This is a genomic window from Pseudomonas sp. LA5 (assembly GCF_028640825.1).
Classification (GTDB): domain Bacteria; phylum Pseudomonadota; class Gammaproteobacteria; order Pseudomonadales; family Pseudomonadaceae; genus Chryseomonas; species Chryseomonas aestiva.
In genome coordinates this window covers 56,638-82,497 of sequence record NZ_JAQYZY010000032.1, presented here as the reverse complement: position 1 = coordinate 82,497, position 25,860 = coordinate 56,638, and the positions used below count along the sequence as shown (strand labels likewise).

General features: G+C 62.8%; 22 protein-coding genes and 3 tRNA genes. 11 read left to right on the top strand and 14 right to left on the bottom strand.

Annotated features, from left to right (window positions below; all coding sequences use genetic code 11):
* Nucleotide 1 precedes the first annotated feature (1 nt).
* The 8 genes from pilV (PVZ72_RS09560) to rluD all read right to left on the bottom strand — a co-directional run bounded on the left by pilV (PVZ72_RS09560) (nucleotide 2) and on the right by rluD (nucleotide 6,189).
* On the bottom strand, nucleotides 2–595 hold the full coding sequence (gene pilV, locus PVZ72_RS09560; RefSeq protein ID WP_273861784.1) for a type IV pilus modification protein PilV: 594 nt from the start codon (nucleotides 593–595) through the stop codon (nucleotides 2–4).
* Nucleotides 596–1,129, bottom strand: a complete 534-nt coding sequence (locus PVZ72_RS09555) for a GspH/FimT family pseudopilin (RefSeq protein ID WP_273861783.1) — start codon at nucleotides 1,127–1,129, stop codon at nucleotides 596–598.
* Nucleotides 1,130–1,399: 270 nt separating this feature from the next.
* Nucleotides 1,400–1,475, bottom strand: a tRNA-Lys gene (locus PVZ72_RS09550).
* Nucleotides 1,476–1,480: 5 nt separating this feature from the next.
* Nucleotides 1,481–1,557, bottom strand: a tRNA-Pro gene (locus PVZ72_RS09545).
* 10 nt (nucleotides 1,558–1,567) lie between these two features.
* A tRNA-Asn gene (locus PVZ72_RS09540) sits at nucleotides 1,568–1,643 on the bottom strand.
* 162 nt (nucleotides 1,644–1,805) lie between these two features.
* Nucleotides 1,806–4,370: an ATP-dependent chaperone ClpB gene (gene clpB / locus PVZ72_RS09535; protein ID WP_187980245.1), complete on the bottom strand. Its 2,565-nt coding sequence runs from the start codon at nucleotides 4,368–4,370 to the stop codon at nucleotides 1,806–1,808.
* A gap of 131 nt (nucleotides 4,371–4,501) precedes the next feature.
* Nucleotides 4,502–5,233 carry a peptidoglycan editing factor PgeF gene (pgeF, locus tag PVZ72_RS09530; protein WP_187980246.1) on the bottom strand — a complete coding sequence of 244 codons (732 nt, stop codon included), beginning with the start codon at nucleotides 5,231–5,233 and terminating at the stop codon, nucleotides 4,502–4,504.
* Nucleotides 5,230–6,189 (bottom strand): 23S rRNA pseudouridine(1911/1915/1917) synthase RluD, encoded by a 960-nt coding sequence (gene rluD / locus PVZ72_RS09525; protein WP_187980247.1) that lies wholly within the window; start codon nucleotides 6,187–6,189, stop codon nucleotides 5,230–5,232. The genes pgeF and rluD overlap by 4 nt, the downstream gene beginning before the upstream one ends.
* Before the next feature lie 188 nt (nucleotides 6,190–6,377).
* Between rluD and PVZ72_RS09520 the strand changes: the two genes are divergently transcribed.
* Nucleotides 6,378–7,403, top strand: coding sequence for an outer membrane protein assembly factor BamD (locus PVZ72_RS09520; protein ID WP_007160812.1), 1,026 nt, complete (start codon nucleotides 6,378–6,380; stop codon nucleotides 7,401–7,403).
* Between the two features lie 67 nt (nucleotides 7,404–7,470).
* On the opposite strand, the gene PVZ72_RS09515 is transcribed toward PVZ72_RS09520, so the two are convergent.
* Nucleotides 7,471–9,093, bottom strand: a complete 1,623-nt coding sequence (locus tag PVZ72_RS09515; protein ID WP_187980248.1) for an NAD+ synthase — start codon at nucleotides 9,091–9,093, stop codon at nucleotides 7,471–7,473.
* Between the two features lie 131 nt (nucleotides 9,094–9,224).
* Here PVZ72_RS09515 and PVZ72_RS09510 point away from each other — a divergent pair, with 131 nt between their 5' ends.
* The 3 genes from PVZ72_RS09510 to PVZ72_RS09500 are packed head-to-tail and all read left to right on the top strand — an operon-like array spanning nucleotide 9,225 to nucleotide 12,374.
* Nucleotides 9,225–9,473: a PP0621 family protein gene (locus PVZ72_RS09510; protein ID WP_187980249.1), complete on the top strand. Its 249-nt coding sequence runs from the start codon at nucleotides 9,225–9,227 to the stop codon at nucleotides 9,471–9,473.
* Complete coding sequence (locus tag PVZ72_RS09505) at nucleotides 9,457–11,031, top strand: sensor histidine kinase (protein ID WP_187980250.1); 1,575 nt, start codon at nucleotides 9,457–9,459, stop codon at nucleotides 11,029–11,031. The genes PVZ72_RS09510 and PVZ72_RS09505 overlap by 17 nt, the downstream gene beginning before the upstream one ends.
* 2 nt (nucleotides 11,032–11,033) lie before the next feature.
* Complete coding sequence (locus tag PVZ72_RS09500; RefSeq protein WP_187980251.1) at nucleotides 11,034–12,374, top strand: sigma-54-dependent transcriptional regulator; 1,341 nt, start codon at nucleotides 11,034–11,036, stop codon at nucleotides 12,372–12,374.
* Here the strand turns inward: PVZ72_RS09500 and thiO are convergent, their stop codons facing one another.
* Nucleotides 12,375–13,478: a glycine oxidase ThiO gene (thiO, locus tag PVZ72_RS09495; protein ID WP_187980252.1), complete on the bottom strand. Its 1,104-nt coding sequence runs from the start codon at nucleotides 13,476–13,478 to the stop codon at nucleotides 12,375–12,377.
* A 95-nt stretch (nucleotides 13,479–13,573) separates the two neighbouring features.
* On the opposite strand from thiO, the gene PVZ72_RS09490 reads away from it, so the two are divergent.
* The 7 genes from PVZ72_RS09490 (at nucleotide 13,574) to PVZ72_RS09460 (ending at nucleotide 21,095) form a co-directional block, all read left to right on the top strand.
* Nucleotides 13,574–14,098, top strand: coding sequence for a GspH/FimT family pseudopilin (locus tag PVZ72_RS09490; protein ID WP_187980253.1), 525 nt, complete (start codon nucleotides 13,574–13,576; stop codon nucleotides 14,096–14,098).
* A gap of 63 nt (nucleotides 14,099–14,161) precedes the next feature.
* Complete coding sequence (locus PVZ72_RS09485; RefSeq protein ID WP_252977199.1) at nucleotides 14,162–14,671, top strand: GspH/FimT family pseudopilin; 510 nt, start codon at nucleotides 14,162–14,164, stop codon at nucleotides 14,669–14,671.
* Entirely contained in the window at nucleotides 14,668–15,171 is a 504-nt protein-coding gene (pilV, locus tag PVZ72_RS09480; protein ID WP_187980254.1) for a type IV pilus modification protein PilV, read from the top strand. Before PVZ72_RS09485 ends, pilV (PVZ72_RS09480) begins: the two co-directional genes overlap by 4 nt.
* Complete coding sequence (locus tag PVZ72_RS09475) at nucleotides 15,168–16,265, top strand: PilW family protein (protein WP_187980255.1); 1,098 nt, start codon at nucleotides 15,168–15,170, stop codon at nucleotides 16,263–16,265. Before pilV (PVZ72_RS09480) ends, PVZ72_RS09475 begins: the two co-directional genes overlap by 4 nt.
* Entirely contained in the window at nucleotides 16,262–16,747 is a 486-nt protein-coding gene (locus PVZ72_RS09470) for a pilus assembly PilX family protein (RefSeq protein WP_187980256.1), read from the top strand. The genes PVZ72_RS09475 and PVZ72_RS09470 overlap by 4 nt, the downstream gene beginning before the upstream one ends.
* A gap of 14 nt (nucleotides 16,748–16,761) precedes the next feature.
* Complete coding sequence (locus tag PVZ72_RS09465; protein WP_273861781.1) at nucleotides 16,762–20,634, top strand: pilus assembly protein; 3,873 nt, start codon at nucleotides 16,762–16,764, stop codon at nucleotides 20,632–20,634.
* 2 nt (nucleotides 20,635–20,636) lie between these two features.
* Nucleotides 20,637–21,095, top strand: coding sequence for a type IV pilin protein (locus PVZ72_RS09460; protein ID WP_273861780.1), 459 nt, complete (start codon nucleotides 20,637–20,639; stop codon nucleotides 21,093–21,095).
* 15 nt (nucleotides 21,096–21,110) lie between these two features.
* Here PVZ72_RS09460 and ispH read toward each other — a convergent pair whose 3' ends face one another.
* The 4 genes from ispH to ileS are packed head-to-tail and all read right to left on the bottom strand — an operon-like array spanning nucleotide 21,111 to nucleotide 25,859.
* On the bottom strand, nucleotides 21,111–22,055 hold the full coding sequence (ispH, locus tag PVZ72_RS09455; RefSeq protein WP_187980259.1) for a 4-hydroxy-3-methylbut-2-enyl diphosphate reductase: 945 nt from the start codon (nucleotides 22,053–22,055) through the stop codon (nucleotides 21,111–21,113).
* A 34-nt stretch (nucleotides 22,056–22,089) separates the two neighbouring features.
* Nucleotides 22,090–22,536: an FKBP-type peptidyl-prolyl cis-trans isomerase gene (locus PVZ72_RS09450; protein ID WP_273861779.1), complete on the bottom strand. Its 447-nt coding sequence runs from the start codon at nucleotides 22,534–22,536 to the stop codon at nucleotides 22,090–22,092.
* Entirely contained in the window at nucleotides 22,529–23,032 is a 504-nt protein-coding gene (gene lspA, locus PVZ72_RS09445; protein ID WP_273861778.1) for a signal peptidase II, read from the bottom strand. Before lspA ends, PVZ72_RS09450 begins: the two co-directional genes overlap by 8 nt.
* Entirely contained in the window at nucleotides 23,025–25,859 is a 2,835-nt protein-coding gene (gene ileS, locus PVZ72_RS09440) for an isoleucine--tRNA ligase (RefSeq protein ID WP_273861777.1), read from the bottom strand. The genes lspA and ileS overlap by 8 nt, the downstream gene beginning before the upstream one ends.
* Nucleotide 25,860 lies beyond the last annotated feature (1 nt).

Here is a 25,860-nt window from a genome sequence, read left to right as displayed (position 1 = left end):
GTCATAACTCCGAGCGTAGAGCGTAGTAACAGATACCAGCTGGGCAATTCAGTTGATCATTACTAACGTCTTGCCAGGCGATTACTACCATCACCGTTGCTCGTGCGGTGTTTTCGCAGACAGTCAGCGGTATCCCTGGGTCCGTGGGACTTGCTGGCAAGAGAGGTACCTTGGACGCTGGACACACGGCGAAACTGCTGGCGATCAAGGCGTCCGTCACGGGTAGCAGCGCCTTTGCCTGATTCAACCAGCAAACCAGATCCTGACCCGCTACCGTCTCGCCGCCCGCAGAGCGATCCCGGGTCAAACAGGTCTTGCCGGCATCGAGCGCCTTGGTGCGAAAGTTGGTGTCGGGCTGCTTGATGTAGGCCCCGTCGATCTTGACCTTGTCACTTGCCAGCACCTGGTCACGATTGCTGCGCATCAGTTCGAGCAGCTCGTTGGCCAGCACCATGGCGTTGCTGCGCTGCACGGAGTCTTGGGAAAGCGCTACGCTGCGGGTCTGCAGGGCGACCATGCCCAGCACGCCGATGCAGATGATCACCAGACTGACCAGCACCTCGATCATGCTGAACCCACCTTTGCGGCGCTTCATCTAGGTGCACCCCACGGCGCTGGCACGGTTAGGCGTGTAGTCGATTACCGTCAGCACCCCACCCTGGTTTAGGGTGAATTGCTTGCCCTGGGTGAGCGCATTGGTGGCGCAGACGCGAATGGTGGCTTCGCCGCTGAGTTTCAGACTGCCATTGGGCTGGAAAGTCAGACTGGTAAGGGGAGCACCGCCGATGAAACCCGTCCCGTTGACGCCATTTCCCAGCCCGCCACTGTATTGCCGCAGGACTTCGGCATTGGGCAGCACCACGGTCTTGGCTGTGGTGATTTTCAGCGCGCCCATCCAGCCATTGGTATCTTCCGGCTCGGTGGTGATCACGACGTTCACTCCCCGGCTCATGGCTTCACTGCGCGCGTAATAGAGCGCGCGCTGCAACTCCCCGGCTGCCGCCTGGACGCGGTTGCTTTGCACCAGGTTCGCGAAGCCAGGCGCCGCTAGCGCCGTGACGATGCCCAGCAGCGCGATGACGATCAGGACCTCGATGAGCGTGAAACCCGAGAGGCGTTTCGACTGCATTCCCACCGCCTGAAAGCTCGTTACTTCACCTGATAGTAGTAAGGGCTCAGGCAGCCGCTATGACCGGCTATCGCTTCTATTTGCGAGGAAAGCTACCCGGATAAAGGTGTTCACCGGAGATGAGCGAAATAGAGCACAGCGTGATGAGCCGAGGATGGCAAGGCGGAATACGGGAAGCAGAAAGATTTCGGGATGACGCTCAGCCTGGCGCTGAGAAAATAATGTCCCAGAAACGCAAAAACCCTCCTGACGGAGGGTTTCTGGTAAAAATGGTGGGTCGTGCAGGATTCGAACCTGCGACCAATTGGTTAAAAGCCAACTGCTCTACCAACTGAGCTAACGACCCAAATATGGTCGGGGTAGGGGGATTCGAACTCCCGACATCCTGCTCCCAAAGCAGGCGCGCTACCGGGCTGCGCTATACCCCGAGAATGGAAGTGGCTCCGCGACCTGGACTCGAACCAGGGACCCAATGATTAACAGTCATTTGCTCTACCGACTGAGCTATCGCGGAATTTCTCTCTTCCAACCCCTCTTACGTCAGTGCCTTTCGAGCTTTGCCGTAAGTGAGGTGCGCCATTTTACGGAAGTAGAAACAGACGTCAACACCTAGCCTGCTGTTTTTTCACAAATTTATCGGAAACGCCGGGCGACCCTGGGATCGCCCGGCCATTTCCTAGGCGAAGACGATCTCGTCGCCCTCCAGTCGACCCTGGATCCGGCTGTTCGGCGCGAAGGCACCGGACAGGATGCGCTGGGCCAGCGGGTTCTCGATCCAGCGCTGGATCGCCCGCTTTAGCGGACGCGCCCCATAGACCGGGTCGTAACCCACCGCGACCAGCTTGTCCAAGGCCTCCGGCGTCAGCTCCAGGTGCAGATCGCGCTCGGCCAGGCGCTGACCCAGTTGCTGCAGCTGGATCTCGGCGATACCGGCGATCTGCTCGCGCCCCAGGGGCTCGAACACCACCACCTCGTCGATACGGTTGACGAACTCGGGCCGGAAATGCCCCGCCACCGCATCCATCACCGCCGCCCGCTGGGCATCGGGATCGCCCACCAGCTCCTGGATCTGCGCCGAGCCCAGGTTCGAGGTCATGACGATTACCGCATTGCGGAAGTCCACGGTACGGCCCTGGCTGTCGGTCAGGCGCCCGTCGTCCAGCACCTGCAGGAGAATGTTGAAGACGTCCGGATGGGCCTTCTCCACCTCGTCCAGCAGGACCACCGAATAGGGTTTGCGCCGTACGGCCTCGGTCAGGTAGCCGCCCTCCTCGTAGCCGACGTAGCCGGGCGGTGCACCGATCAGGCGAGCCACGGAGTGCTTCTCCATGAACTCGGACATGTCGATGCGCACCATGGCGTCTTCGGTATCAAAGAGGAATTCCGCCAACGACTTGCACAGCTCGGTCTTGCCCACCCCGGTCGGGCCGAGGAAGAGGAAGGAACCGCTGGGCTTGTTGGGGTCCGACAACCCGGCCCGCGAGCGACGCACGGCGTTGGCCACGGCGGTGACCGCCTCGTCCTGGCCGATCACCCGGTTGTGCAGGGCCTCTTCCATGCGCAGCAGCTTGTCGCGCTCGCCTTCGAGCATCTTGCTGACCGGAATGCCGGTCCACTTGGAGACCACCTCGGCGATCTCGTCTTCGGTGACCTTGTTGCGCAAGAGCTGGTTGGCCGGCTTCTCGTGCTGGTCGACCATCTGCAGACTGCGCTCCAGATCAGGAATGGTGCCGTACTGCAGCTCGGCCATGCGATTGAGGTCACCCTTGCGCCGGGCCGCCTCCAGCTCGGTACGCGCCTGCTCGATGCGCTGCTGCAACTGGGCGGAATCCTGGACCTCGGCCTTTTCGGCTTTCCAGATTTCCTCCAGGTCGGCGTATTCCTGTTCGAGGCGGGCAATGTCTTCGTCGAGTTTTTCCAGACGCTTGCGCGCGGCCTCGTCTTCTTCCTTCTTCAGCGCCTGACGTTCCACCTTGAGCTGGATCAGCCGGCGATCGAGGCGATCCAGGGCCTCCGGCTTGGAGTCGATCTCCATGCGGATGCGGCTGGCGGCCTCGTCGATCAGGTCGATGGCCTTGTCCGGCAACTGGCGGTCGGTGATGTAGCGATGGGACAGCTTGGCCGCGGCGATGATGGCGCCGTCGGTGATGGCCACCTTGTGGTGCACCTCGTAGCGCTCCTTGAGGCCCCGCAGGATGGCGATGGTGTCCTCTTCGCTCGGCTCGTCCACCAGCACCTTCTGGAAGCGTCGCTCCAGAGCCGCGTCCTTCTCGATGTACTGGCGGTACTCGTCGAGGGTGGTGGCACCGACGCAATGCAGCTCACCACGGGCCAGGGCCGGCTTGAGCATGTTGCCAGCATCCATGGCGCCCTCGGCCTTGCCGGCGCCGACCATGGTGTGCAGTTCGTCGATGAACAGGATGATGCGGCCTTCCTGCTTGCTCAGTTCGTTGAGCACGCCCTTGAGGCGCTCCTCGAATTCACCGCGGAACTTGGCGCCGGCGATCAGGGCACCCATGTCCAGCGCCAGCAGGCGCTTGTCCTTGAGGCCGTCGGGTACTTCACCATTGATGATGCGCTGGGCAAGGCCCTCGGCGATGGCGGTCTTGCCGACGCCGGGTTCGCCGATCAGCACCGGGTTGTTCTTGGTGCGGCGCTGCAGGACCTGGATGGTGCGGCGGATCTCGTCGTCCCGGCCGATCACCGGGTCGAGCTTGCCGTCCTCGGCACGCTTGGTGAGATCGACGGTGAACTTGTCCAAGGCCTTGCGGCTGTCCTCGGCATTGGCGTCGTTGACCGCCTCGCCGCCGCGCAGGTTGTTGATGGCGTTCTCCAGCGCCTTGCGCGAGACGCCCTGCCCCAGCAGCAACTTGCCGAGGCGGGTGTTCTCGTCCATGGCGGCGAGCAGCACCAGCTCGCTGGAGATGAACTGGTCACCCTTCTGCTGGGCCAGGCGATCGGCCTGATTGAGCAGGCGCGCCAGATCCTGGGAAAGATTCACATCGCCGTTGGGATTCTGGATCTTGGGCAGCTTGTCCAGCTCTTCGGCAAGGGTCTTGCGCAGGCTGGCGAGGTCGAAGCCGACCTGCCGCAGCAGCGGGGAAATGGAACCGCCCTGCTGTTCGAGCAGGGCAGAGAACAGGTGCAGAGGCTCGATGGCCGGATGGTCGTGGCCGACGGCCAGGGACTGGGCATCCGACAGGGCGAGCTGCAGCTTGCTGGTGAAACGGTCTATACGCATGGGCAAGGTCCTATCTGAAACGCGGGACAGCGCGACAGTAAGGCGCTTTCGATTACCCGCGGGAATGACCTTTAGATAGGGGCGATGCGTAACGATTCAAGCCAGAGAGGCTTGACATCCCAAAAAAAGACCTAGGGCTTGATCCAGATCAGGCTGGCGAAGCGCCCGGTACGGGCGGCGCGCCGATAGGAAAAGAAACGCTGGTCATCGGCGAAGGTATCGAAGCCGCCACCATAGACCGCCGTGATGCCCTGAGCGGCGAGACGCAGACGAGCCAGGGCATAGAGATCGCCCAGGTACTTGTCCCCGCCCCTGGCCACGAAGCAGCGCTCGGCGTCGCCCTGCTGGGCGACAAAGGCCTCACGCACCTCGGCACCGACCTCGAAGCTGGCCGGACCTATGGCCGGGCCCAGCCAGACCAGTACCTCGGCGGGGGCTACCTCCAGACTGGCCGCGGCAGCTTCCAGTACGCCACCTGCCAGACCGCGCCAGCCGGCATGGGCCGCCGCGACGCGGGAGCCGTCACGCCGGCAGAACAGCGCCGGCAGGCAATCGGCGGTCATCATGGTCACCGCTACACCGGGCGTGGCCGTCCAGGCCGCATCGGCACGCAGCACCTGCGTAGGATCGGCTTCGACGACAGCGGTACCATGGACCTGTTCGAGCCAGGCCGGCTGACACCCCAGGGCTTCGCCCAGGCGTCGACGATTCTCGGCAACCGCCGCCGGATCGTCACCGACGTGATTACCGAGGTTGAAGCTGGCGAAAGGCGACTGACTGACCCCACCCAAACGGGTGGTGACGCAGGCCTGGACGCCGACCGGCGCCGGCCAGTCCGGCCGCAGCCAGTCGGCGCCGATCATTCGAAGGATTCCCGGTCCTGGCGCAGCAGATCCAGCAGCCAGACCAAATCCTCGGGCAGCGGCGACTCCCAGCGCAGGCGCTCGCCGGTCACCGGATGATCCAGTTCGAGGAAGCGCGCGTGCAGCGCCTGGCGCGGAAATTCGCGCAGGGTCTTGATCAGGGTCGGATTGGTCGCCGGCGGGATCTTGAAGCGCCCGCCATAGACCGGATCGCCCACCAGCGGAAAACCGACGTGGGTCATGTGCACACGGATCTGGTGGGTGCGCCCGGTTTCCAGCTTGACCCGGGTATGGGTATAGGCGCGGAAGCGCTCCAGCACGCGGTAGTGACTGACAGCGGGCTTGCCGCCGGCGATCACCGCCATCTGCTGGCGACGCTGGGAATGACGACCGATGGGCGCATTGACCGTGCCGCCGGCGACGATCACCCCGGCGACGACGGCTTCATAGATGCGGCTCACCGAGCGTGCCTGCAACTGGGCGACCAGATGGGTATGGGCTTCCAGGGTCTTGGCCACCACCATGAGTCCGGTGGTGTCCTTGTCCAGGCGATGGACGATGCCGGCACGCGGCACGCTCTCCAAGCCGGGCACGTGGTGCAGCAGGGCATTGAGCAGGGTGCCATCGGCATGGCCGGCGGCCGGATGCACCACCAGACCGGCCGGCTTGTCGAGCACCAGCAGGTGATCGTCTTCGTAGACGATGTCCAGCTCGATGTCCTGGGCCACCCATTCGCCCTGGGCCTCGCGTTCGGCTCGCAGCGCCAGCTGGGCGCCACCATGGACGGTGTCGCGCGGGCGCAACACGGCGCCGTCGACGGTCAGGCTGCCGTCCTTGATCCAGGCGGCGAGACGCGAGCGAGAGTGTTCGGCGAACAGCTGGGCAGCGACCTGATCGAGGCGCTGACCACCCAGTTCGTAGGGGACTTCGGCATTGAGAACGATGGATTCGGACATGGATCTGCGCGGGCAATGGCAGGGCTTTTGGAATCGGCCCGACCCTGTGGTTAAATACGGCGACTTTTTTGCCCCGGCATTCCGGGTCGATCATCATAACAGGACGGTTCCGGCCCCGTCACAGGCTAGGTGAGTGCTCTCCGCGCTCATCCCTGCACCGCCGACCGTTTCGGGGAATCCAAGCCGCCATGCAATTGAAGCACCTGCTGCTGGTCACCAGCCTAGTCCTCACCGCCGCCTGCTCCTCGAAAGCGCCCGAGGTTCCGGAAAATCTGCCGGAGGGCGAGCTCTATACCCAGGCTCAGCGCGATATCTCCAACAGCAGCTACACGGATGCCATCAGCAAGCTGAAGGCCCTGGAGTCGCGGTATCCCTTCGGTCGCTATGCCGAACAGGCCCAGCTCGAGCTGATCTACGCCAACTACAAGAACGGCGAGCCGGAAGCGGCGCGCACGGCGGCGGATCGCTTCATCCGCCTGCATCCGCAGCACCCCAACGTCGATTACGCCTACTACATGAAGGGCGTGTCCTCCTTCGAACAGGATCGCGGCCTGCTGGCGCGCTTCCTGCCGCTGGACATGACCAAGCGTGATCCGGGCGCGGCGCGCGACTCCTTCAACGACTTCGCCCAGTTCACCAGCCGCTTCCCCAACAGCCGTTACGCCCCGGACGCCAAGGCGCGCATGGTCTATCTGCGCAACCTGCTGGCGGCCTACGACGTGCACGTCGGCCACTACTACCTGACCCGCAAGGCCTACGTGGCCGCCGCCAACCGCGGTCGCTACGTGGTCGAGAACTTCCAGGGCACCCCGTCCGTGGGTGACGGCCTGGCGATCATGACCGAAGCCTACAAGCACCTGGGCCTCAACGACCTGGCGGCCACCAGCCTGGAAACCCTCAAGCTCAACTACCCGGACAACGTCAGCCTCAAGGATGGCGAATTCCAGCTGCGCGAGCCGGACGACAAGGATCAGCAGCGCTCCTGGCTGACCCGTGCGACCCTGGGCCTGATCGATCGCCCGAGCGATCCGCTGCCGCCCGGCGAGACCCGCGCCAGCCAGGACATCCAGCGCAAGTACCAGGAAGAGCGTGACAATCTGGCGCCCGAGCTGCGCATCGTCGACCCGGCCGAGGCCGAGAAGGCCGGTGGCGCGACGCCGGCGCCGGCCAAGCGTTCCTGGTTCAGCCGCCTGACCTTTGGTCTGTTCGACTGATTCCGCGTCGGACGTGAAAAGGGGAAGCCAGTGGCTTCCCCTTTTTTATTGCGCCGGAACCGGTGACCTAGTCGCCAATGCGCCAGCCCGAGGTGATGGGGTAGCGCCGGTCACGCCCGAAACCGCGCTGGGTGACCCGGGCGCCCACCGCCGCCTGGCGCCGCTTGTATTCGTTGAGATCCACCAGGCGCAGCACCCTGCGCACCGTTTCCTCGTCGAAGCCGGCGGCGACGATATCCACCGCCGAGAGATCCTGCTCGACATACAGGCGCAGGATCTCGTCGAGCACCGGATAGGGCGGCAGCGAGTCCTCGTCCTTCTGGTCGGGCGACAGCTCGGCCGACGGCGGGCGGTCGATCACCCGCTGCGGAATCACCTCGCCATCTCGATTGCGGTACTCGCAGAGGCGGAACACCAGGGTCTTGGGCACATCCTTGAGCACGTCGAAGCCGCCGGCCATGTCGCCATAGAGGGTGGCGTAACCGACGGCCATCTCGCTCTTGTTGCCGGTGGTGAGCACCAGATAGCCCTTCTTGTTGGAAATGGCCATCAGCAGGGTTCCGCGGCAACGCGCCTGCAGATTTTCCTCGGTGGTATCCCGTCCGAGCCCGGCGAATTCACCGGCCAGGGTCTCCTGGAAGGCCTCGACCATGGACGCGATGGGCAGCACGCTGTAGCGCACCCCCAGGCTCCGTGCCTCGGCTTCGGCGTCTTCCAGGCTGATCTGGGCGGTGTAGTGGTAGGGCATCATCACCGCCTCCACCTGCTCCGCGCCCAGCGCATCCGCGGCGACCGCCAGCACCAGGGCCGAATCGATACCTCCGGACAGCCCCAGTACCACGCCCTTGAAGCCGTTCTTGCGCACGTAGTCGCGCACCCCGAGCACCAGGGCGTCATAGACGCTGGCCTCCAGCGAGGCGACGGGAGTGAGCACGGCCGGCTGCGGTTGCAGAGCCTCATCGAAGATGACCGGATAGAGCCCCTCGAAGAAGGCCGGCGCGCGCTGGCTGACCTGCCCCCGGGCATCGACCACGAAGGAATGGCCGTCGAACACCAGTTCGTCCTGACCACCCACCTGGTTGACGTAGACCACCGGCATGTTGCCTTCGCGGGCACGTTCGCCCACCACCGCCTCGCGCTCGGACTGCTTGCCGCCGTGGAAGGGTGATGCATTGAGGTTGAGCATCAGCCGCGCCCCGGCCGCGCGTGCCTTGGCCATGGGCTCGGCGAACCAGATGTCCTCGCAGATGGTGACGCCGATGGGCACGCCCTGGTAATCGAACACCGCGGCACTGTCGCCCGGCTCGAAATAGCGCTTCTCGTCGAACACCCGGTAGTTGGGCAATTGCTGCTTGCGATAGAAGGCCAACTCGGCGCCATCGCGATAGACCGCGCAGGCGTTGTAGCGCCGTCCTTCCTCCAGCCAGGGAAAACCCACCAGCACATGGATACCGGCAATCTCCTGGCGGATCCGCTGCAAGGCCTGCTCGATGCGGCGCTGCATGCTCGAGCGCAGCAGCAGGTCCTCCGGGGGATAGCCGCACAGCGACAATTCCGGGAAGACGATGAGATCGCCGTGCAAGTCATCCCGGGCCTCGCGGGCTGCGGCGATGATCCGATCCACATTGCCGTGGATGTCGCCGACCTTGAGGTTCACTTGCGCCATCACGACGTTCAGCAGCTGACTCATGCACTCTTCCTTGCCCGATTGATCGGCGCATTTTCCCGCATGCAGCGAAGCGGGACAATCGATGCCATGCAGGGCTCACCGGCTGCGGCAGCCCTGCTAAACTCCACCCTCCTTCACGCTGCGAGATCGCCATGGGTCTGCTTCGCCTGCTGTTGTGGCTCGTCCTCCTGGGCGCGCTGTTCTGGATGATCAGACGCTGGTGGCGCGGCAAGACGCAGACGCCCCCCGCCAAGGCACCCACGCTGCCGCCCAATGCCATGGTGCGCTGTGCCCATTGCGGCGTGCATGTGCCCCAGGCAAGAGCCCTGGCCGATGGCGAAGGCCAGCGCTGGTATTGCAGCGCCGAACACCGCCGGTTGCAGCATGAGCGCCGCGACTGATCCAGGCACCCTGAGAGCCGACGCGGTCCTGCGGCTCTATCATCTCTATCGCATCGTCATCGGCCTGGCGCTGGTGGTGCTGATTTCCAGCGACCTGGATCAGCACTGGCTGCGCACCGTCGACGGCCAGCTGTTCCGCCAGGCCAGCTGGGCCTACCTCGCCATCAACGCCGTGCTGGCGGTCGGCCAGCGGTTGTTGCGTGGCCGCGCCTTTACCCTGGCGCTGATCGACATCCTCGCCTTGGGCGGCCTGTTCTTCCTGGCCGGCGGCATCGCCAGCGGCATGGGCAGTCTGCTGGTGGTGACCGTCGGGGTGTCCAACGTCCTGATCCGTGGCCGCCGCGGCCTGCTGATCGCCGCCCTGGCCGCCATCGCCCTGCTGCTGGCGACCGGCTATCTCGACCTGCGCCGCGGCGACAGTGGCAGTGGCTATGTGCAGGCAGCGGGCCTGGGCACCCTCTGCTTCGCCACGGCGCTGCTGGTTCAAGGCCTGGTCCGGCGCCTGTTGGACAGCCAGGCCCTGGCCGAAACCCGCGCCACCGCCGTGGCCGAATTGGAAGCCCTCAACGCGCTGATCCTCGAACGCATGCGGACCGGTATCCTGGTATTCGATGCCGAATACCAGGTGCTGCTGGTGAATCCGGCAGCCCGCCGCCTGCTGGGGGTGGACGACGAGGACACCATCGCTCCCCTGGCCCTGGGGCTCGCCCAGCGCCTCGAGGAATGGGAGCGCAATCCCAGTATCCGGCCCGCGCCCTGGCGCGCCTATGCCAACGGCCCCCTGTTGCAACCCAGCTTCGCCCGCCTGCAGCAGGGCGAGGGTGAGCGGGTGCTGACCTTTCTCGAAGACGTCTCACGCATCGCCCAGCAAGCCCAGCAACTCAAGCTCGCCTCCCTCGGCCGTCTCACCGCCGGCATCGCCCACGAGATCCGCAATCCGCTGGGCGCCATCAGTCACGCCGCGCAACTGCTGCAGGAATCCGAAGAACTGGCCACGCCGGATCGGCGCCTGGCGCAGATCATCCAGGACCAGTCGCGGCGGATGAACCGGGTGGTGGAAAACGTCCTGCAGCTGTCACGCCGCCAGCAGGCCGCCCCCCAGCTGATCGACCTGCGCTACTGGGCGCACCGTTTCGCCGGGGAGCTGCGCCCTACCCTGCCCGCCGGCCAGACGCTGCACGTCAAGACCGAGCCTGGCACCCTGCAGACGCACATGGATCCTCACCAGCTGGGCCAGATCCTGACCAACCTGGTGCAGAACGGCCTGCGCTACAGCTGCCAGAAGAATGGCATCGGCCAGGTCTGGCTCAGCACCTACCGCGATCCGGAAAGCGACCTGCCCATCCTCGAGGTGGTCGACGACGGAGCCGGCGTCGCCGCCGAGCAGCTCGACCACCTGTTCGAGCCCTTCTTCACCACCGAAAACAAGGGGACCGGGCTGGGCCTGTACATCTCCCGCGAGCTTTGCGAGAGCAACCAGGCCAGACTTGGCTATCATCCCTTGGCGAATGGCAGCTGTTTTCGCATCACCTTCGCCCATCCCCGCACAATGAGCTGAGCATGGCCCGACAGAAAGTCCTGATTGTCGACGATGAACCCGATATCCGCGAACTCCTGGAGATCACCCTGGGGCGGATGAAACTCGACACCGCCAGCGCCAAGAACATCGCCGACGCCCGGGCCGTCCTCGAACGGGAAAGCTTCGACCTCTGCCTGACCGACATGCGCCTGCCCGACGGCTCGGGACTGGATCTGATCCAGTTCATCCAGCAACGCTTTCCGCAATTGCCGGTCGCCATGATCACCGCCTTCGGCAGTCTGGAAACCGCGGTCCAGGCCCTCAAGGCCGGTGCGTTCGACTACCTCACCAAGCCGGTCGACCTGCCGCGCCTGCGCGAGCTGGTGGGCACCGCCCTGCGGCTGTCCGGGCCTGCCCCGGCAGTGACCGGCGCCAGCGAAACCCAGCTGCTTGGCGAATCGCCGCCCATGCGCGCCCTGCGGGGCCAGATCGCCAAGCTGGCGCGCAGCCAGGCGCCGGTCTATATCAGCGGGGAATCGGGCAGCGGCAAGGAGCGGGTGGCACGACTGATCCATGAGCAGGGCCCGCGCGCGGGCCGCCCCTTCGTCCCGGTCAACTGCGGCGCCATCCCTTCGGAACTGGTGGAAAGCGAATTCTTCGGCCATCGCAAGGGCAGCTTCACCGGCGCCATCGAAGACAAGCAGGGCCTGTTCCAGGCCGCCCAGGGCGGCACCCTGTTTCTCGACGAGGTGGCCGACCTGCCACTGCCGATGCAGGTCAAGCTCCTGCGCGCCATCCAGGAAAAGGCCGTGCGCCCGGTAGGCAGCCAGCAGGAGATCAGCCTGGACGTGCGCATTCTCAGCGCCACCCACCGGGATCTCGCCGCCGAGGTCGCCGCCGGGACCTTCCGCCAGGATCTCTACTACCGCCTCAACGTCATCGAACTGCAGGTGCCGGCTCTGCGCGAACGTCGCGAAGACATCGGCGCCTTGGCCAGCCACATGCTCGAACGTCTGGCACGCGATTCCGGTCTGGCCGCGGCCACGCTGGGCGACGATGCCCTGGCCAAGCTCAAGAGCTACAGATTCCCCGGCAACGTGCGGGAACTGGAAAACATGCTGGAGCGGGCCTACACCCTCTGCGAAGGCGACGTCATCCGCCCGGCCGATCTGCGCCTGGCCGATGCGCCAGCGGCCACCGCCACCGGCGAAGCCAGCCTGGCCAACATCGCCAATCTGGAAGACCACCTGGAGTCCATCGAGCGCCAGCTGATCATGCAGGCGCTCGAAGAGACCCGCTGGAATCGCACCGCCGCCGCAGAGCGCCTGGGCCTCTCCTTCCGGTCGATGCGCTACCGACTGAAGAAGCTCGGCATCGACTGATCAGCCCGCCGCCAGCCGCGCGCCTGGCGCATAGGGCGCCGGATCGATGATCGGCGTGCGTTCGGTGAGCAGATCGGTCAACAACTGGCAGGACGCCGGCGCCAGCACCAGGCCGTTGCGATAGTGCCCGCAGTTGAGCCACAGCCCGGGCAGCTCCGGCACCGGCCCGATGAAGGGCACGCCATCCGGCGATCCCGGCCGCAGTCCCGCCCAGTGCGCCACCGGCGCCTGGTCGGCCAGCGCCGGCAGCAACTCGGCAGCCGACGCCTGCAGACTGGTCAGCGCCTCGGCAGTTGGGGTCTTGTCGAACTCGGCATGCTCCAGGGTGCTGCCGATGAGGATATGACCATCACGTCGTGGTATGGCGTAGCGCCCCTTGGCCAGCACCATGCTGGTCAGAAAGCCCACCGGCTGGCGATACAGCAGCATCTGCCCCTTCACCGGCCGCACCGGCACCGCCATCCCCAGGGTCTGCAGCAATTCCCCGCTCCAGGCACCCGCGCACACCACCACGGACTCGGCATGGATGGCCTCGCGCGCGGTCTGCACGCCCACCACGCGCTCGCCCTGGCGCAGGAAGCCGGTCACCGGCGACTCGCTCACCAGCGTCACATTCGGCATGCGCAGCAGGGCTTCGCGCAGGGCGCGCACCAGCCGGGGATTGCGCACATTGGCCACCCCCGCCATGAAGACCGCTCGCTCATAGCCCGGCCCCAGCACCGGGACCCGCTGCCGTACCTCCGCGACCGACACCGCCGCCAGCGGTCGCACATTGCGGCGCGCCCAGTCCAGCGCCTCGGCTTCGTCCTCAAGGTCGAGCCAGTACAGCCCGGTCACCTCGACCTCGGGGTCCACCCCCGTTTCCTGCCGCAGCCGTTCCCCCAGCACCGGATAGAAATCCTGCGACCAGTGCGCCAGCGCCGTCACCGCCGGCTGATAACGCCAGGGATACAGCGGCGAAACGATCCCGCCGCCAGCCCAGGACGCCTCCCGCCCCGGCTCGCCACGCTCGACCACCACCACCCGCCGACCGCTCAAGGACAGGCAATAGGCCGACATCAGCCCTAGCGCACCCGCCCCGACCACCGCTACATCAAAGCTCACGTCACACCTCTACATCCTGCAATTGACTATTCCGCCGTCTTGGCGCAAAACGGCTAGCGCGGCCAGGAAGGCCGCCTACCCACAAGGACGTCAACATGACCTATCGCATCGCGCGAGGCTTCAGCCTCTTCGAATCCCTGATCTGCCTCAGCGTGCTGAGCATCGTCGCTTCCCTCGCCATTCCCGCCTTCGGTGGAATGCTGCAGCGCAATCGTCAGCAGCTCGCCATTCAACAACTCAGGGAGACGGTCAACTTCGCCCGGGCGGCTGCCATCAACGGTTCTGGCAGCGTGTCCATCTGTCATGCACCGGCAGGCGACTGCGACAGCTCGAATCTCTGGTCGGTCACCACGCGGGTCTTCCGCGACTGGGATCGCGACGGCCTTCAGTCAGCCGAGGAGCCCACCCTGCTGACCAGTCAGCTCCCCGACGGCCTGCACTGGCGCTGGAACAATTTCCGTACGCTACCTCATCTGACGTTTTTGAACAGCGGTGTGACCAACGCCCTGAACGGCAGCTTCATCCTCTGCCAGGGCACCGAGCCGCGCGCACGACTGGTCCTGAACAAGGCCGGACGGATCGAAGTGACGAATCTTCGTACCACTGATCGCTGTGCCTGAAAGCACTGACCAAATACCTTGCCGTTTTGACCGGATATCCGCCGTACGCTGGCCCAGCCACGCATGATCCCCCATGCTTGGCCTTACAGCCTGGCGAAAAAGACGATGCGTACCCAGTACGGCTTTACCCTGATCGAAACCATGGTAGCGATCGCCATTCTGGCGATCGTGATCAGCATTGCTGCGCCATCCTTTACCCGAATACTGCAAAGCAATCGTGCGGCTGTGTTAAGCAACGAGTTGCTGGGCACCCTGCAACTCGCGCGGTCCGAAGCTCTAAAGCGGCGGACCAATGTCGTGCTCTGTCGCAGCACCGCAGGTAGCAACGTTTGCGTAGACGGCGCGGACTGGTCATCCGGCTGGCGCCTGATGCAAGGCACCATCGTGTTACGAACCTGGGAACCTATCAGTGGTGGCACTCTCACGGGTCCTAGCACAGGCATTACCTATCAAAGCAATGGCCTCAGTGGCGCTCAGGCAACATTTACGATTACTACGGCGCCCACGTGCAGCCGTACCATCCAGATCAGCGCAACCGGTAATGCCACGGTCAACGCAGGTGGCTGCCCATGAGCGGGTACGGATGGCAAAAGGGCGCCACCCTGATCGAGGTATTGGTCGCCATGCTCATCCTGGCTATCGGCTTGCTGGGTCTGGCCGGTTTGCAGACAGTGAGCGTGCAGAGCAACCAGGGCGCCTACTATCGTTCCCAGGCCACCATTCTGGCCAATGACATCGTGGATCGCATGCGCGCGAATCGAGTTGCAGCGCTGGCCAACCGGAGCAGCTATTCAGTGAGTTTTCCGACCTCAAAAAGCGACAACGCGCTTTCGGGTTCAGCGGCCCAGCAAGACGTAAATGGCTGGCTAAATGCCTTGGCTCTTAGCCTTCCCCAAGGCACAGGCAGCCTTAGCCTGGATAACAGCAACGCAGTCATCGTCACCATCTGCTGGAATGATCGCCGCGCTGCCATCAAATCGGCTCAGGCGGTGGCGCCGACAAGCGACAGTTGCAGCAGCCCTGCCACTAGCAACAGCAGCTTCGAGCTCTTCACCTACAGGACGCAGCTATGAGGCCCATCTCAGCCAAGCGGCAAGGCGGCCTTTCCATCATAGAGTTGATGATAGCCCTGCTACTTGGGCTGCTATTGATGGGCGGCGTACTGCAGCTGTTCCTATCCTCCAAACGTACCTACCAGACCAATTCGGCGCTGTCGCAAGTGCAGGAGTCAGGACGCTTCGCCTTGGAATTTCTGTCCTTCGACCTGCGGAACGCGGGTTATCGAGGGGGATGCCTGACAGCTCTCACCAGTTTGCTGCCGACCACCCTCACCCAACAGGAGGATGGCACGGACGATATCCGCTATGTCTTGACTACGGGTATACAGGGCTGGAGTAACACGAGTGATGTCAATAACCAAGCCCCGAACAGAACGCCCCCTTGGTTCAAGCCAACCTTCGATGCACGCACGCCTGACACCGATGTAGTCTTTCTTGCACATGCGGTGACACCTGCCGGTGTCTTGCTGACTGGCGCCACGGCAACCCAGATCTCGACCTCCGCCGGCCTACCTCAGAATCGTCTGCTGGTCATCAGCGACCCATTGAGCTGCCATCTGTTCGCCAATCAGAGCGCGGTCAACGACAATCGTGTATCCCTACCCAATGGCAGGACCTTCGCCCCACACGACTACGGCACCACCATCGCCAAGAACACCAGTAGCAGCACCAGTCCCAGCACTAGTAGTGACATGGCTCAGCTGTTGCTTTATCAAAGCGTGGTGTATTACCTGCAGAACAATCCTGATACCGGTGTCCCTTCACTCTGGCGCAGGGTCTACGACGGCCTCAATCAACCAGCGGAAGAACTGGTCAGTGGTATCCAGCGGCTCCAGATCCGTTATGCCACAGCAACCACTAATGGCAGCCTCAGCACCTCGGGTACCGGTATCTATAAAGACGCTAGCGATATTACAGATTGGCAAAGCGTAGTCTCGGCACGCATCCGCCTGCTAGCCGTGAGTCGCGAGCGCAATGCCGTCACGCCCAATCAACAGGTGGTCTTCAATGATCCTCCGGTCCAGGGTGTCGATCCACTAACCATCGCCGATGGCCGCATTGGCCAGGTCTTCACTCTTACCGTCAGCATCCGAAATCACCTGCCATGAATCAGCTTCCCTCGGCACAGCGCGGCGCGATACTGATCGTCACCCTGGTGATGCTACTGCTCTTGACCTTGCTAGCCCTTGGCAGCATGCGTGGCACGACCCTTGAGGAGCGCATGGCCGGAAATCTGCGTGACGAAAGCCGAGCCTTCCAGGCTGCCGAGATGGGCCAACGAGTCGCCGAGACGTGGGTAATGAACGCCAGTCTCGCTACGCTGCAGAACATGATGGTGCCACGGTCCGTAACGATCACTCCGCCAGAACTGCAGTCGACCATCTACAGCATCGTGCCGCTGCCCGGGGTCACCCTGCGAACTGCTGGAGGGGATATAGGTAGCAGCAAACCCATCACGACCAGCGTCGTCCGTATCCTTAGCAAGGGTCAGGGTGCAGCTCAAGACTTGTCCCTCTCTAGCAACGGTCAGTCCGCCAGCTCTGCAGCCAGTTCCAGCGTAGAAATCAGTACCCTTTACATCAGGCGTTAGGCACGGAGATTTCCATGCGCCGATCTACTGCACCTTTCAGCCGCCTTAGCACTTCTGGCCTGCTGGCTTGTCTTGCCATAGCGCCATTAGCCCAGGCGACCGTTTCGCAATCGCCTCTGGTAACCGGTGGTGACATACCCGGTAGTCTCGCGCTGGTACCGTCAGTAGAGTGGCCGACGGTACTTTCCGTAGCCAACCTTGGCAGCTATAGCTCAGCCAACACCTACAGCGGCTATTTCGACTCCAATAAGTGCTACGTATACAGTTACGCGAATGCAACCGGTCAAGGCGGTACCAACTTGGATAACAGTTGGTTTCAGCCTCAAAGCGCCGCTACCGGCCGTAAATGCACGGGCGCCAAGCAGTGGAGCGGTAACTTTCTCAACTGGGCCGCGACACCTACCATCGATCCGTTTCGCAGCGCCCTGACAGGTGGTGCTCGCGTCAGGGATACCGCAACCCTTACGGTGCTTCAAAAAGCCCGACATGACGGGCAGAACAGCGCTGGCAATCGCCTTAACACTGATCAAGGGGTTATACCTCCGTCCGAAATCGCCGGCGCAACGCCTTTCGCAGCTACTTGGGACAACCTCTACGTTCGGTTGGAAGGTCAGGGTTTCGACATGCTGTTTTCCAACTGGAACGACCGTATTGGCGGCGGCGGTTCCGCGAACTATGGTTATGGCAACAACTGGCCTGAGGTCTGGGTTGATCTGGACCCAAGCAATACGCGTCAATGGGATGGCAACAATCTTCGCAGAGACTACTACCCCGGAGGCATTGCCCTTTATACCAACAGCGTCTATCGCGTGCGCGTTCAGGTACGGGTCTGTAATCCGGCGGTAGGCATTGAAACTAACTGTAAGCGTTACTCGGACACCAACTACAAGCCCGAAGGCTTGCTACAACAGTATTCAGATCGACTACGCTACTCAGTATTCAGTTATCTCAACGATTCCGATCAGCTTCGCGATGGCGGCGTACTCAGAGCCAACCAGGCATTCATCGGCCCGGTAAATCCTGACCAGAGCAGCAACTCCAGGACGGAGTGGGACGCGACCACTGGTGTTCAAAGTATCAATCCTTCACCTACCGAAGCCAGCGACACACCGGGCACTACAGGCATCACCAACAGTGGCGTCATCAATTACCTGAATAAATTCGGCTCAATGCCCTATGACGCCCAGAAAAACTATCGAAATTTGAAAAGTTTAGACCCGGTCAGCGAGCTCTATTACACAGCCATCCGCTATTTCAAGAATCAAGGCAACGTGGCCTCTTATAGCAATCTCACCGGGAACGCGACCAATCGTTATGCTCAAGCCGATGGCTTCCCAGTTGTTACCAGCTGGCAAGACCCCATCACCTACTCTTGCCAGAAAAACGTGATTCTCGGTATCGGTGATACCAATACCTGGCAAGACAAGAATCTCCCAGGAGGCGACACTTCCTCAGGTGGCGAACCCGCCAAGCCCCCCGAGGTGACAGCAGACACCACGGTGAATGTACAAACCGCCACCCAGAAAGTTGCCTCGCTGGAAAATATCACCATCAACACGCCCTTTACCGGCCGTGGGAACTCGGCCTATATTGCCGGCCTTGCCTACGATGCCCATACCCAAGATCAGCGCTCGGACTTGGCCGGCAATCAAACGATATCCACCTACTGGATGGACGTTCGAGAAAACCAGACGCTCGCTGGAAAAAGTCAGAACCAATATTGGCTTGCAGCCAAATATGGTGGCTTCGTAGTACCCAGTAATTTTCAACCCTATGCAACCACGACCACTCAGGCCAGCATCACCGAAAACCTTTGGACAACCAACGGCGAAACCCTGCCGACAGGAGACAAACGTCCGGACAACTTCTTCGTGGCCAGCGACGCTCAAGCCATGACTACCAGTCTGAAGAACGCCTTTGCTAAAATCGCCAGCGAAACCAGTAACACCAGCACCTCTCTGGGCGCAAACAGTGGCTCTCTGGAAACCGGCACAGCTTTCTACCAAGCGAACTTCAGTGCCCGTTACTGGAGCGGGGATCTGATTGCAAAGACCTTCAATACCGACGGCACCCTGTCTGCCACCAGCCTCTGGAGCGCTGCGGCCAAGCTGGATGCCCAGTCCTGGTCTACGCGCAAGATATTCACCATGGGGCCTTTCACGGGTACCAACCTGGTATCGACGGATCGCCAGAACTTCGACTGGGATGGCATCAAAGCGGAGGGGCAGACCGCGCTGCGTCGCAATACCGACGGCAGTCAAGCCAGTGAGGATGAGGGCAAACGTCGATTGGCCTATCTGCAGGGCAACCGCAGCGAGGAAACCGCCGCCTCCAATCCCTTGCGTAAGCGTGCTAGCCGCCTAGGCGATATCGTCAATTCCGACCCGCTGTATGTAGGTCAGCCAGACTACGGCTATAACCTGCTGCCTAGCGCCCTTGGCGGCGATCAATACATCGCTTTCCGCCAAGGCACAGCCTATAAGAACCGCGCACCTTTGATCGTCGTCGGCGCCAACGATGGCATGTTGCATGGCTTTGATGCCAGCCTTACCAGCTCGGGCGGAACCGAACTTTTTGCCTATGTGCCTCAGGCAGTGATGGGCAACCTCTACCGGCTGACCCAAAGCAACTACAGTCATAGATACTTCGTGGATGGCTCTCCAGCGACTTCTGACGTCTACTTCGGCAACAGTTGGCATACTCTGATCGTAGGCACCACAGGGGCCGGTGGCAATGGAGTCTTTGCCTTGGATGTCACGAATCCTGGAGCTATGACGAATCAAGCAGCGCTCTGGGAGTTTTCCTCTCCAGACATGCGCTATCCCATTCAAAAGCCGGCCATCGTCGCCCTACCCAATGGCAAATTCGGCGTCATCGTCACCAGCGGCTTTAGCGATAACGCCGTGACTTCAGGCAAGGTATGGATTCTTGATGCCAGCAATGGCGATGTACTCAAGACCTTTACCCTTACCACCACGGGCGGCCTGGGCGAGCCGCTGGCGATAGATCTGAATAATGATCGCATCACTGACTATTTCTATGTAGGAGATACGGCCGGGAATCTGTGGCGTTTCGACGTTTCCAGCACGGATAGCACGGCCTGGCAAACGCCTAGTGCCCCTATGTTCATTGCGACTGCCGGCAACGCTAGTAACGCTGCCAGACAACCCATCACCGCTCCTCTCAGCGCGGCCCTGAATACCGATGGCAAAGCCATCATCCTGTTCGGGACCGGTAGCTACTTTCAGATAGGCGACAACAACCTGACTGGTACGCCGCGCATGGAAACCTTCTACGGGATCGTTGATCGCGGCCAGACGGTTACCAGAAGTCAGCTGCTTGAGCAGAAGATCCTCAACGAGCGAACGGTTGGCACAAGAAAAGGACGTCGTGTCAGCACCTTCGACCTTACCTCAAACCAAGCCGGCTGGTTCTTGGACCTGGTGTGGAAGAGCGCAAATGGCGGGCCGGGTACTTTGACCGGAGAAAGAGTGGTTTCGTCGAGTAGACTGCACGGTGGTGCATTGGTATTCACGACACTGACGCCTTCAAGCGACCCGTGCACCGGCGGCGGCACCAGCTGGACCATGGCAATCAATCCGTTAAATGGCGGTTCGCTGAAATACACCTATTTCGACCTGAACCAAGACAATCAACTGAACGATAGCGACAACGACACCTTGCTCGGAGGAAACATACCTGACTCCGGCATGATAGATATCAATGGCGGTATTCTCAAAACACCTACCATATTGAATAGGGATACCTTGGCGGATGGTACTCCTTCATCTACAGACGTGCTTTATGACAGCCAGGGCAACCGTCTTGTTATTCCTAAAGGAACGAGGACATCAGGGCGAGTCTCTTGGCGAGAAATCAGGAACTGATTATGCCTGCATCCAATAAGTGGCCACATCTACCCAGACAGACTGGCTTCACGCTCATTGAACTTATGATCGTAGTGGCCATCGTCGGCATCCTGGCCGCCATCGCCTATCCGTCGTATCAGGAGCACATACGCAGGGCCAACAGGGCTGATGCCCAGGCCTCACTCATGGAGTTGGCACAGTTTATGGAGCGAAACTATACCCGCCTGGGACGCTACACCACAGATGCGGCCGGTACGGCACCCAGCCTGCCGTTCACTACCGCTCCCAAGGATGGAGGGCGGCCCGTTTATGATTTGAGCCTGAGTGCGGTGACGGCTACTGGCTACACCCTTCAGGCGGCACCTCGTGCAAGCGGCCCTATGGCCGGCGATCGCTGCGGCAACTTGACGCTCGACAATGCCGGCTTGAAGGGCCAAAGCGGCACCGGCGCCACTACCGCCGACTGCTGGCGCCGCTAAGGCGCCAGCGACGTCCTATACCGCCTTTACCCTGAGCTCTCGCGGCAGGGTGAAGGTGATGTGTTCCGGCTCGCCTTCCAGCTCGATCTCGCCGGTGGCGCCCCAGCTCTGCAGCTGGTCGATGACGCCGCGTACCAGGACCTCGGGGGCTGAGGCGCCGGCGGTGACGCCGATGCGCTGCACGCCTTCGAACCAGCTCTGCTGCAGGTCTTCGGCGCCGTCGATGAGGTAGGCCGGAGTGCCCAGACGTTCGGCTAGTTCGCGCAGACGGTTGGAGTTGGAGCTGCTGGGGCTGCCCACTACCAGCACTACGTCGCTTTCCAGCGCCAGTGTCTTTACCGCGTCCTGGCGGTTGGTGGTGGCGTAGCAGATGTCGTTCTTGCGCGGGCCGTTGATGTGGGGAAACTTGGCGCGCAGGGCGTCGATCACAATGCGGGTGTCGTCCATCGACAGGGTGGTCTGGGAGACATAGAACAGGGCTTCGGGATTGCGCACCTCGAGCCTTGCCACGTCCTCCTCGTCTTCCACCAGGTAGATGGCACCGCCGGCACGGTCGTCGTACTGGCCCATGGTGCCCTCCACTTCCGGATGCCCGGCGTGGCCAATGAGGATGCATTCCTGGCCGTCGCGGCTGTAGCGCGCGACTTCCATGTGCACCTTGGTCACCAGCGGGCAGGTGGCGTCGAACACCTTGAGGCCACGCTCGGCGGCCTCGCGGCGCACAGCCTGGGAGACGCCATGGGCGCTGAAGATGAGAATGACATCGTCCGGTACGTCGGCCACGTCTTCGACGAAGACGGCGCCCCGGGCGCGCAGGTTGTCGACCACGAACTTGTTGTGCACCACTTCGTGACGCACATAGATGGGCGGACCGAAAACGTCCAGCGCCCGATCGACGATGTCGATGGCGCGGTCCACGCCGGCGCAGAAGCCGCGGGGATTGGCGAGCTTGATCTGCATAGGCTCCTCTGCCCGCTTCACGGGCGGCGGTAGATCAGTGGGAGACGGCAGGCTCGATGGCCAGGATGTCCACGTCGAAGGTCAGCACACGGCCGGCCAGCGGGTGGTTGAAGTCGATGATCACCTGCTCGTCGTCGTAGCTCTTGACCACGCCAGGCATCTCGCCACCGGCGGCGTCGCCGAAGATGATCAGCAGTCCGGGCGACAGCTCCATGTCACTGAAGCCGTCCCGGGCCATGGTCTGCAGGTTGCCGTCGTTGGGCTGGCCGAAGCCGCGCTCCGGTGGAATGGTCAGGCTGGTCTTGGTACCAGCTTCCAGGCCGAACAACGCCTGCTCGAAACCGGGCAGCAGATTGCCGTCGCCAACGGTGAAGGTGGCCGGCGCCTTGTCGAAGGTGCTGTCCACCACGTCGCCGTTCTGCAGCTTGATGGCGAAATGCAGGGTGACCCGGGTATCCGGGCCGATGGTGATTTCAGCCATGGGCTTCCTCGGGCTTCTTCTTGCGGAACATGTCCAGGGCCAGCATCACGGCACCGACGGTGATGGCGCTGTCGGCCAGGTTGAAAGCCGGGTAGTACCACTCCTGGCGCCAGTGCACCAGGATGAAGTCGATGACGTGGCCCAGCACCAGGCGGTCATAGAGATTGCCCAGGGCGCCACCAAGGATCAGGGCCAGGGCGATGGCGGTCCAGGTGTCGTTGCGCAGGCGCTTGAGCCAGACCACCAGGACCACGCTCACCACCGCCGCGATGCCGGCGAAGAACCAGCGCTGCCAGCCGGAGTGATCGGCCAGGAAGCTGAAGGCAGCGCCCGGGTTGTAGGCCAGGGTCCAGCTGAGGATGTCCGGAATCACCGTCACCTGCTGGTAAAGCGACAGGTTGGCCTGGAAGTAAAGCTTGGTCAGCTGATCCAGCAGGATCACCAGCACACTCAGGGCCAACCATGGCAAGGCACCGAAACGCTGGGCGTCACGCATGCTCACGCACCTCGCCTGCGCCGTAGACGTTGGTCACGCAACGCTCGCAGATCTCCGGGTGTGCGGCATCCTGGCCGACGCTGTGGCTGTGATGCCAGCAACGGGCGCACTTGGGGGCCTCGGACTTGCGCACCACCAGCTTGAGTCCACTCAGTTCGCTGGTCACGGCGCCTTCCGGGGCCTTTTCCAGCGGCTGGACAGCGGCCTGGGACGAGATCAGCACGAATCTGAGTTCGTTGCCCAGGGCCTCCAGTACGGTCTGCAGGGCGCTGTCGGCGTAGAGGGTGATCTCCGCCTGCAGGCTGCCACCCAGGGTCTTGGCGGCGCGCTGGTTCTCCAGCTCCTTGTTGACCGCGGCCTTGACCGCCATCACCTGATCCCAGTAGGCGCGATCCAGGGTCGCACCCTCGGGCAGGGCGAAGAGGCCGTCGTACCAGGTGGTCAGCATCACCGACTCTTCACGCTCGCCCGGCAGGTACTGCCAGATCTCGTCGGCGGTAAAGGACAGGATGGGCGCGATCCAGCGCACCAGGGCTTCGGCGATGAGATACAGCGCGGTCTGGCAGGAACGCCGCGGCAGGCTGTCGGCGCCGGTGGTGTACTGGCGGTCCTTGATGATGTCAAGGTAGAAGCCGCCCAGCTCCTGCACGCAGAAGTTGTGCACCTTCTGGTAGACGTTGAGGAAGCGGTACTCGGCGTAGGCCTGCTCGATTTCCTGCTGCAGCAGCAGGGCGCGATCCACGGCCCAGCGATCCAGGTCGATCATGTCCTCGGGGGCGACCCGGTTGACCGCCGGATCGAAGCCGGACAGGTTGGAGAGCAGGAAGCGCGCGGTGTTGCGGATGCGACGATAGGAGTCGGCGCTGCGCTGCAGGATCTGGTCGGAGACCGCCATCTCGCCGGTGTAGTCGGTCGAGGCGACCCAGAGGCGCAGGATGTCGGCACCCAGGCTGTCGATGACCTTTTGCGGAGCGACCACGTTGCCCAGCGACTTGGACTGCTTGCGGCCCTGTTCGTCCACGGTGAAACCGTGGGTCAGCAGTTCCTTGTAGGGGGCATGGCCGTCGATGGCGCAACCGGTCAGCAGCGAGGAGTGGAACCAGCCGCGATGCTGGTCGGAACCCTCAAGGTAGAGATCGGCCACCGGACCCTGGTCATGGGCCAGCTCGGCATGGGAGCCACGCAGCACGTGCCAGTGGGTGGTGCCGGAATCGAACCAGACGTCGAGGGTGTCGCGGCTCTTGTCATACTGGCCGGCTTCTTCGCCGAGCAGTTCGGCGGGATCGAGCTTGAACCAGGCTTCGATGCCCTCGCGCTCGACGCGCTGGGCGACGGCTTCCATCAATTCGACAGTGCGCGGATGCAGCTCGCCGCTTTCCTTGTGAGTGAAGAAGGGAATCGGCACACCCCAGTTGCGCTGGCGCGAGATGCACCAGTCGGGACGGCCGGCGATCATGCCGTGCAGCCGCGCCTGGCCCCAGGCCGGGACGAACTGGGTCTGCTCGATGGCCGCCAGGGAGCGCTCGCGCAGGGTGGCGCCTTCGTTGGGCTGCTTGTCCATGCCGACGAACCACTGGGCAGTGGCGCGATAGATCAGCGGGGTCTTGTGGCGCCAGCAGTGCATGTAGCTGTGATTGATCGCCTCGTGCTTGAGCAGCGCGCCCGCCTCTTGCAGCGTGGCGACGATGGCCGGATTGGCCTTCCAGATGAACTGGCCACCAAACAGCGGCAGCGACTCGGCGTAGACGCCATTGCTCTGCACCGGATTGAGGATGTCGTCGTTGCTCAGGCCGTATTGCTTGCAGATGCGGAAGTCGTCCTCGCCATAGGCGGGCGAACAGTGCACCACACCGGTCCCGGCGCCCAGCTCGACGTACTCGGCCAGGTAGATGGGCGACAGTCGCTCGTACAGCGGGTGGCGGAAGTTGATCAGTTCCAAGGCGGTACCCGGGGCAGTGGCGATCACCTCGCCCTGCAGGCCGTAGCGCGCCAGGCAGCTTTCCACCAGTTCCTCGGCCAGCAGCAGCAGGCGATCGCCGACGTCCACCAGCGCATAGGTGAATTCGGGATGCACGTTGAGCGCCTGGTTGGCCGGGATGGTCCAGGGGGTGGTGGTCCAGATGACGATGGCGGTGGGCTTGGCCAGCGCGCCGAGGCCGAAGGCGGCCGCCAGCTTGTCGGCATCGGCGACCGGGAAGGCCACGTCGATGGCGTCGGACCTCTTGTCCTGGTACTCCACCTCGGCCTCGGCCAGCGCCGAGCCGCAGTCGAAGCAGAAATTGACCGGCTTGAGGCCCTTGAAGACGAAGCCCTTCTGGACCAGTTCGCCCAGCGCGCGGATCTCGCCGGCCTCGTTGGCGAAGTTCATGGTCAGGTAGGGATTGCTCCAGTCACCCAGCACGCCCAGGCGGACGAAGCCGGCCTTCTGCTCTTCGATCTGCTCGCTGGCATAGGCGCGGCAGCGCTCGCGGGTCAGGTCCGCCGGCTGATTCTTGCCGAAGGTGGTTTCCACCTTGTGCTCGATGGGCAGGCCATGGCAGTCCCAGCCCGGCACATAGGGGGCATCGAAGCCGGCCAGGGTCTTGGAGCGGGTGATGATGTCCTTGAGGATCTTGTTCAGCGCATGACCGATGTGGATGCTGCCGTTGGCATAGGGCGGACCGTCATGCAGGATGAAGGTCGGACGGCCCTTGCCGATGGCGCGCAGCTTCCCGTACAGGTCGATGTCCTGCCAGCGCTTGAGCGCTTCCGGCTCGCGCTGCGGCAGGCCGGCTTTCATCGGGAATGCCGTTTCCGGCAGGTTGAGCGTCGCTTTGTAATCGGTCATG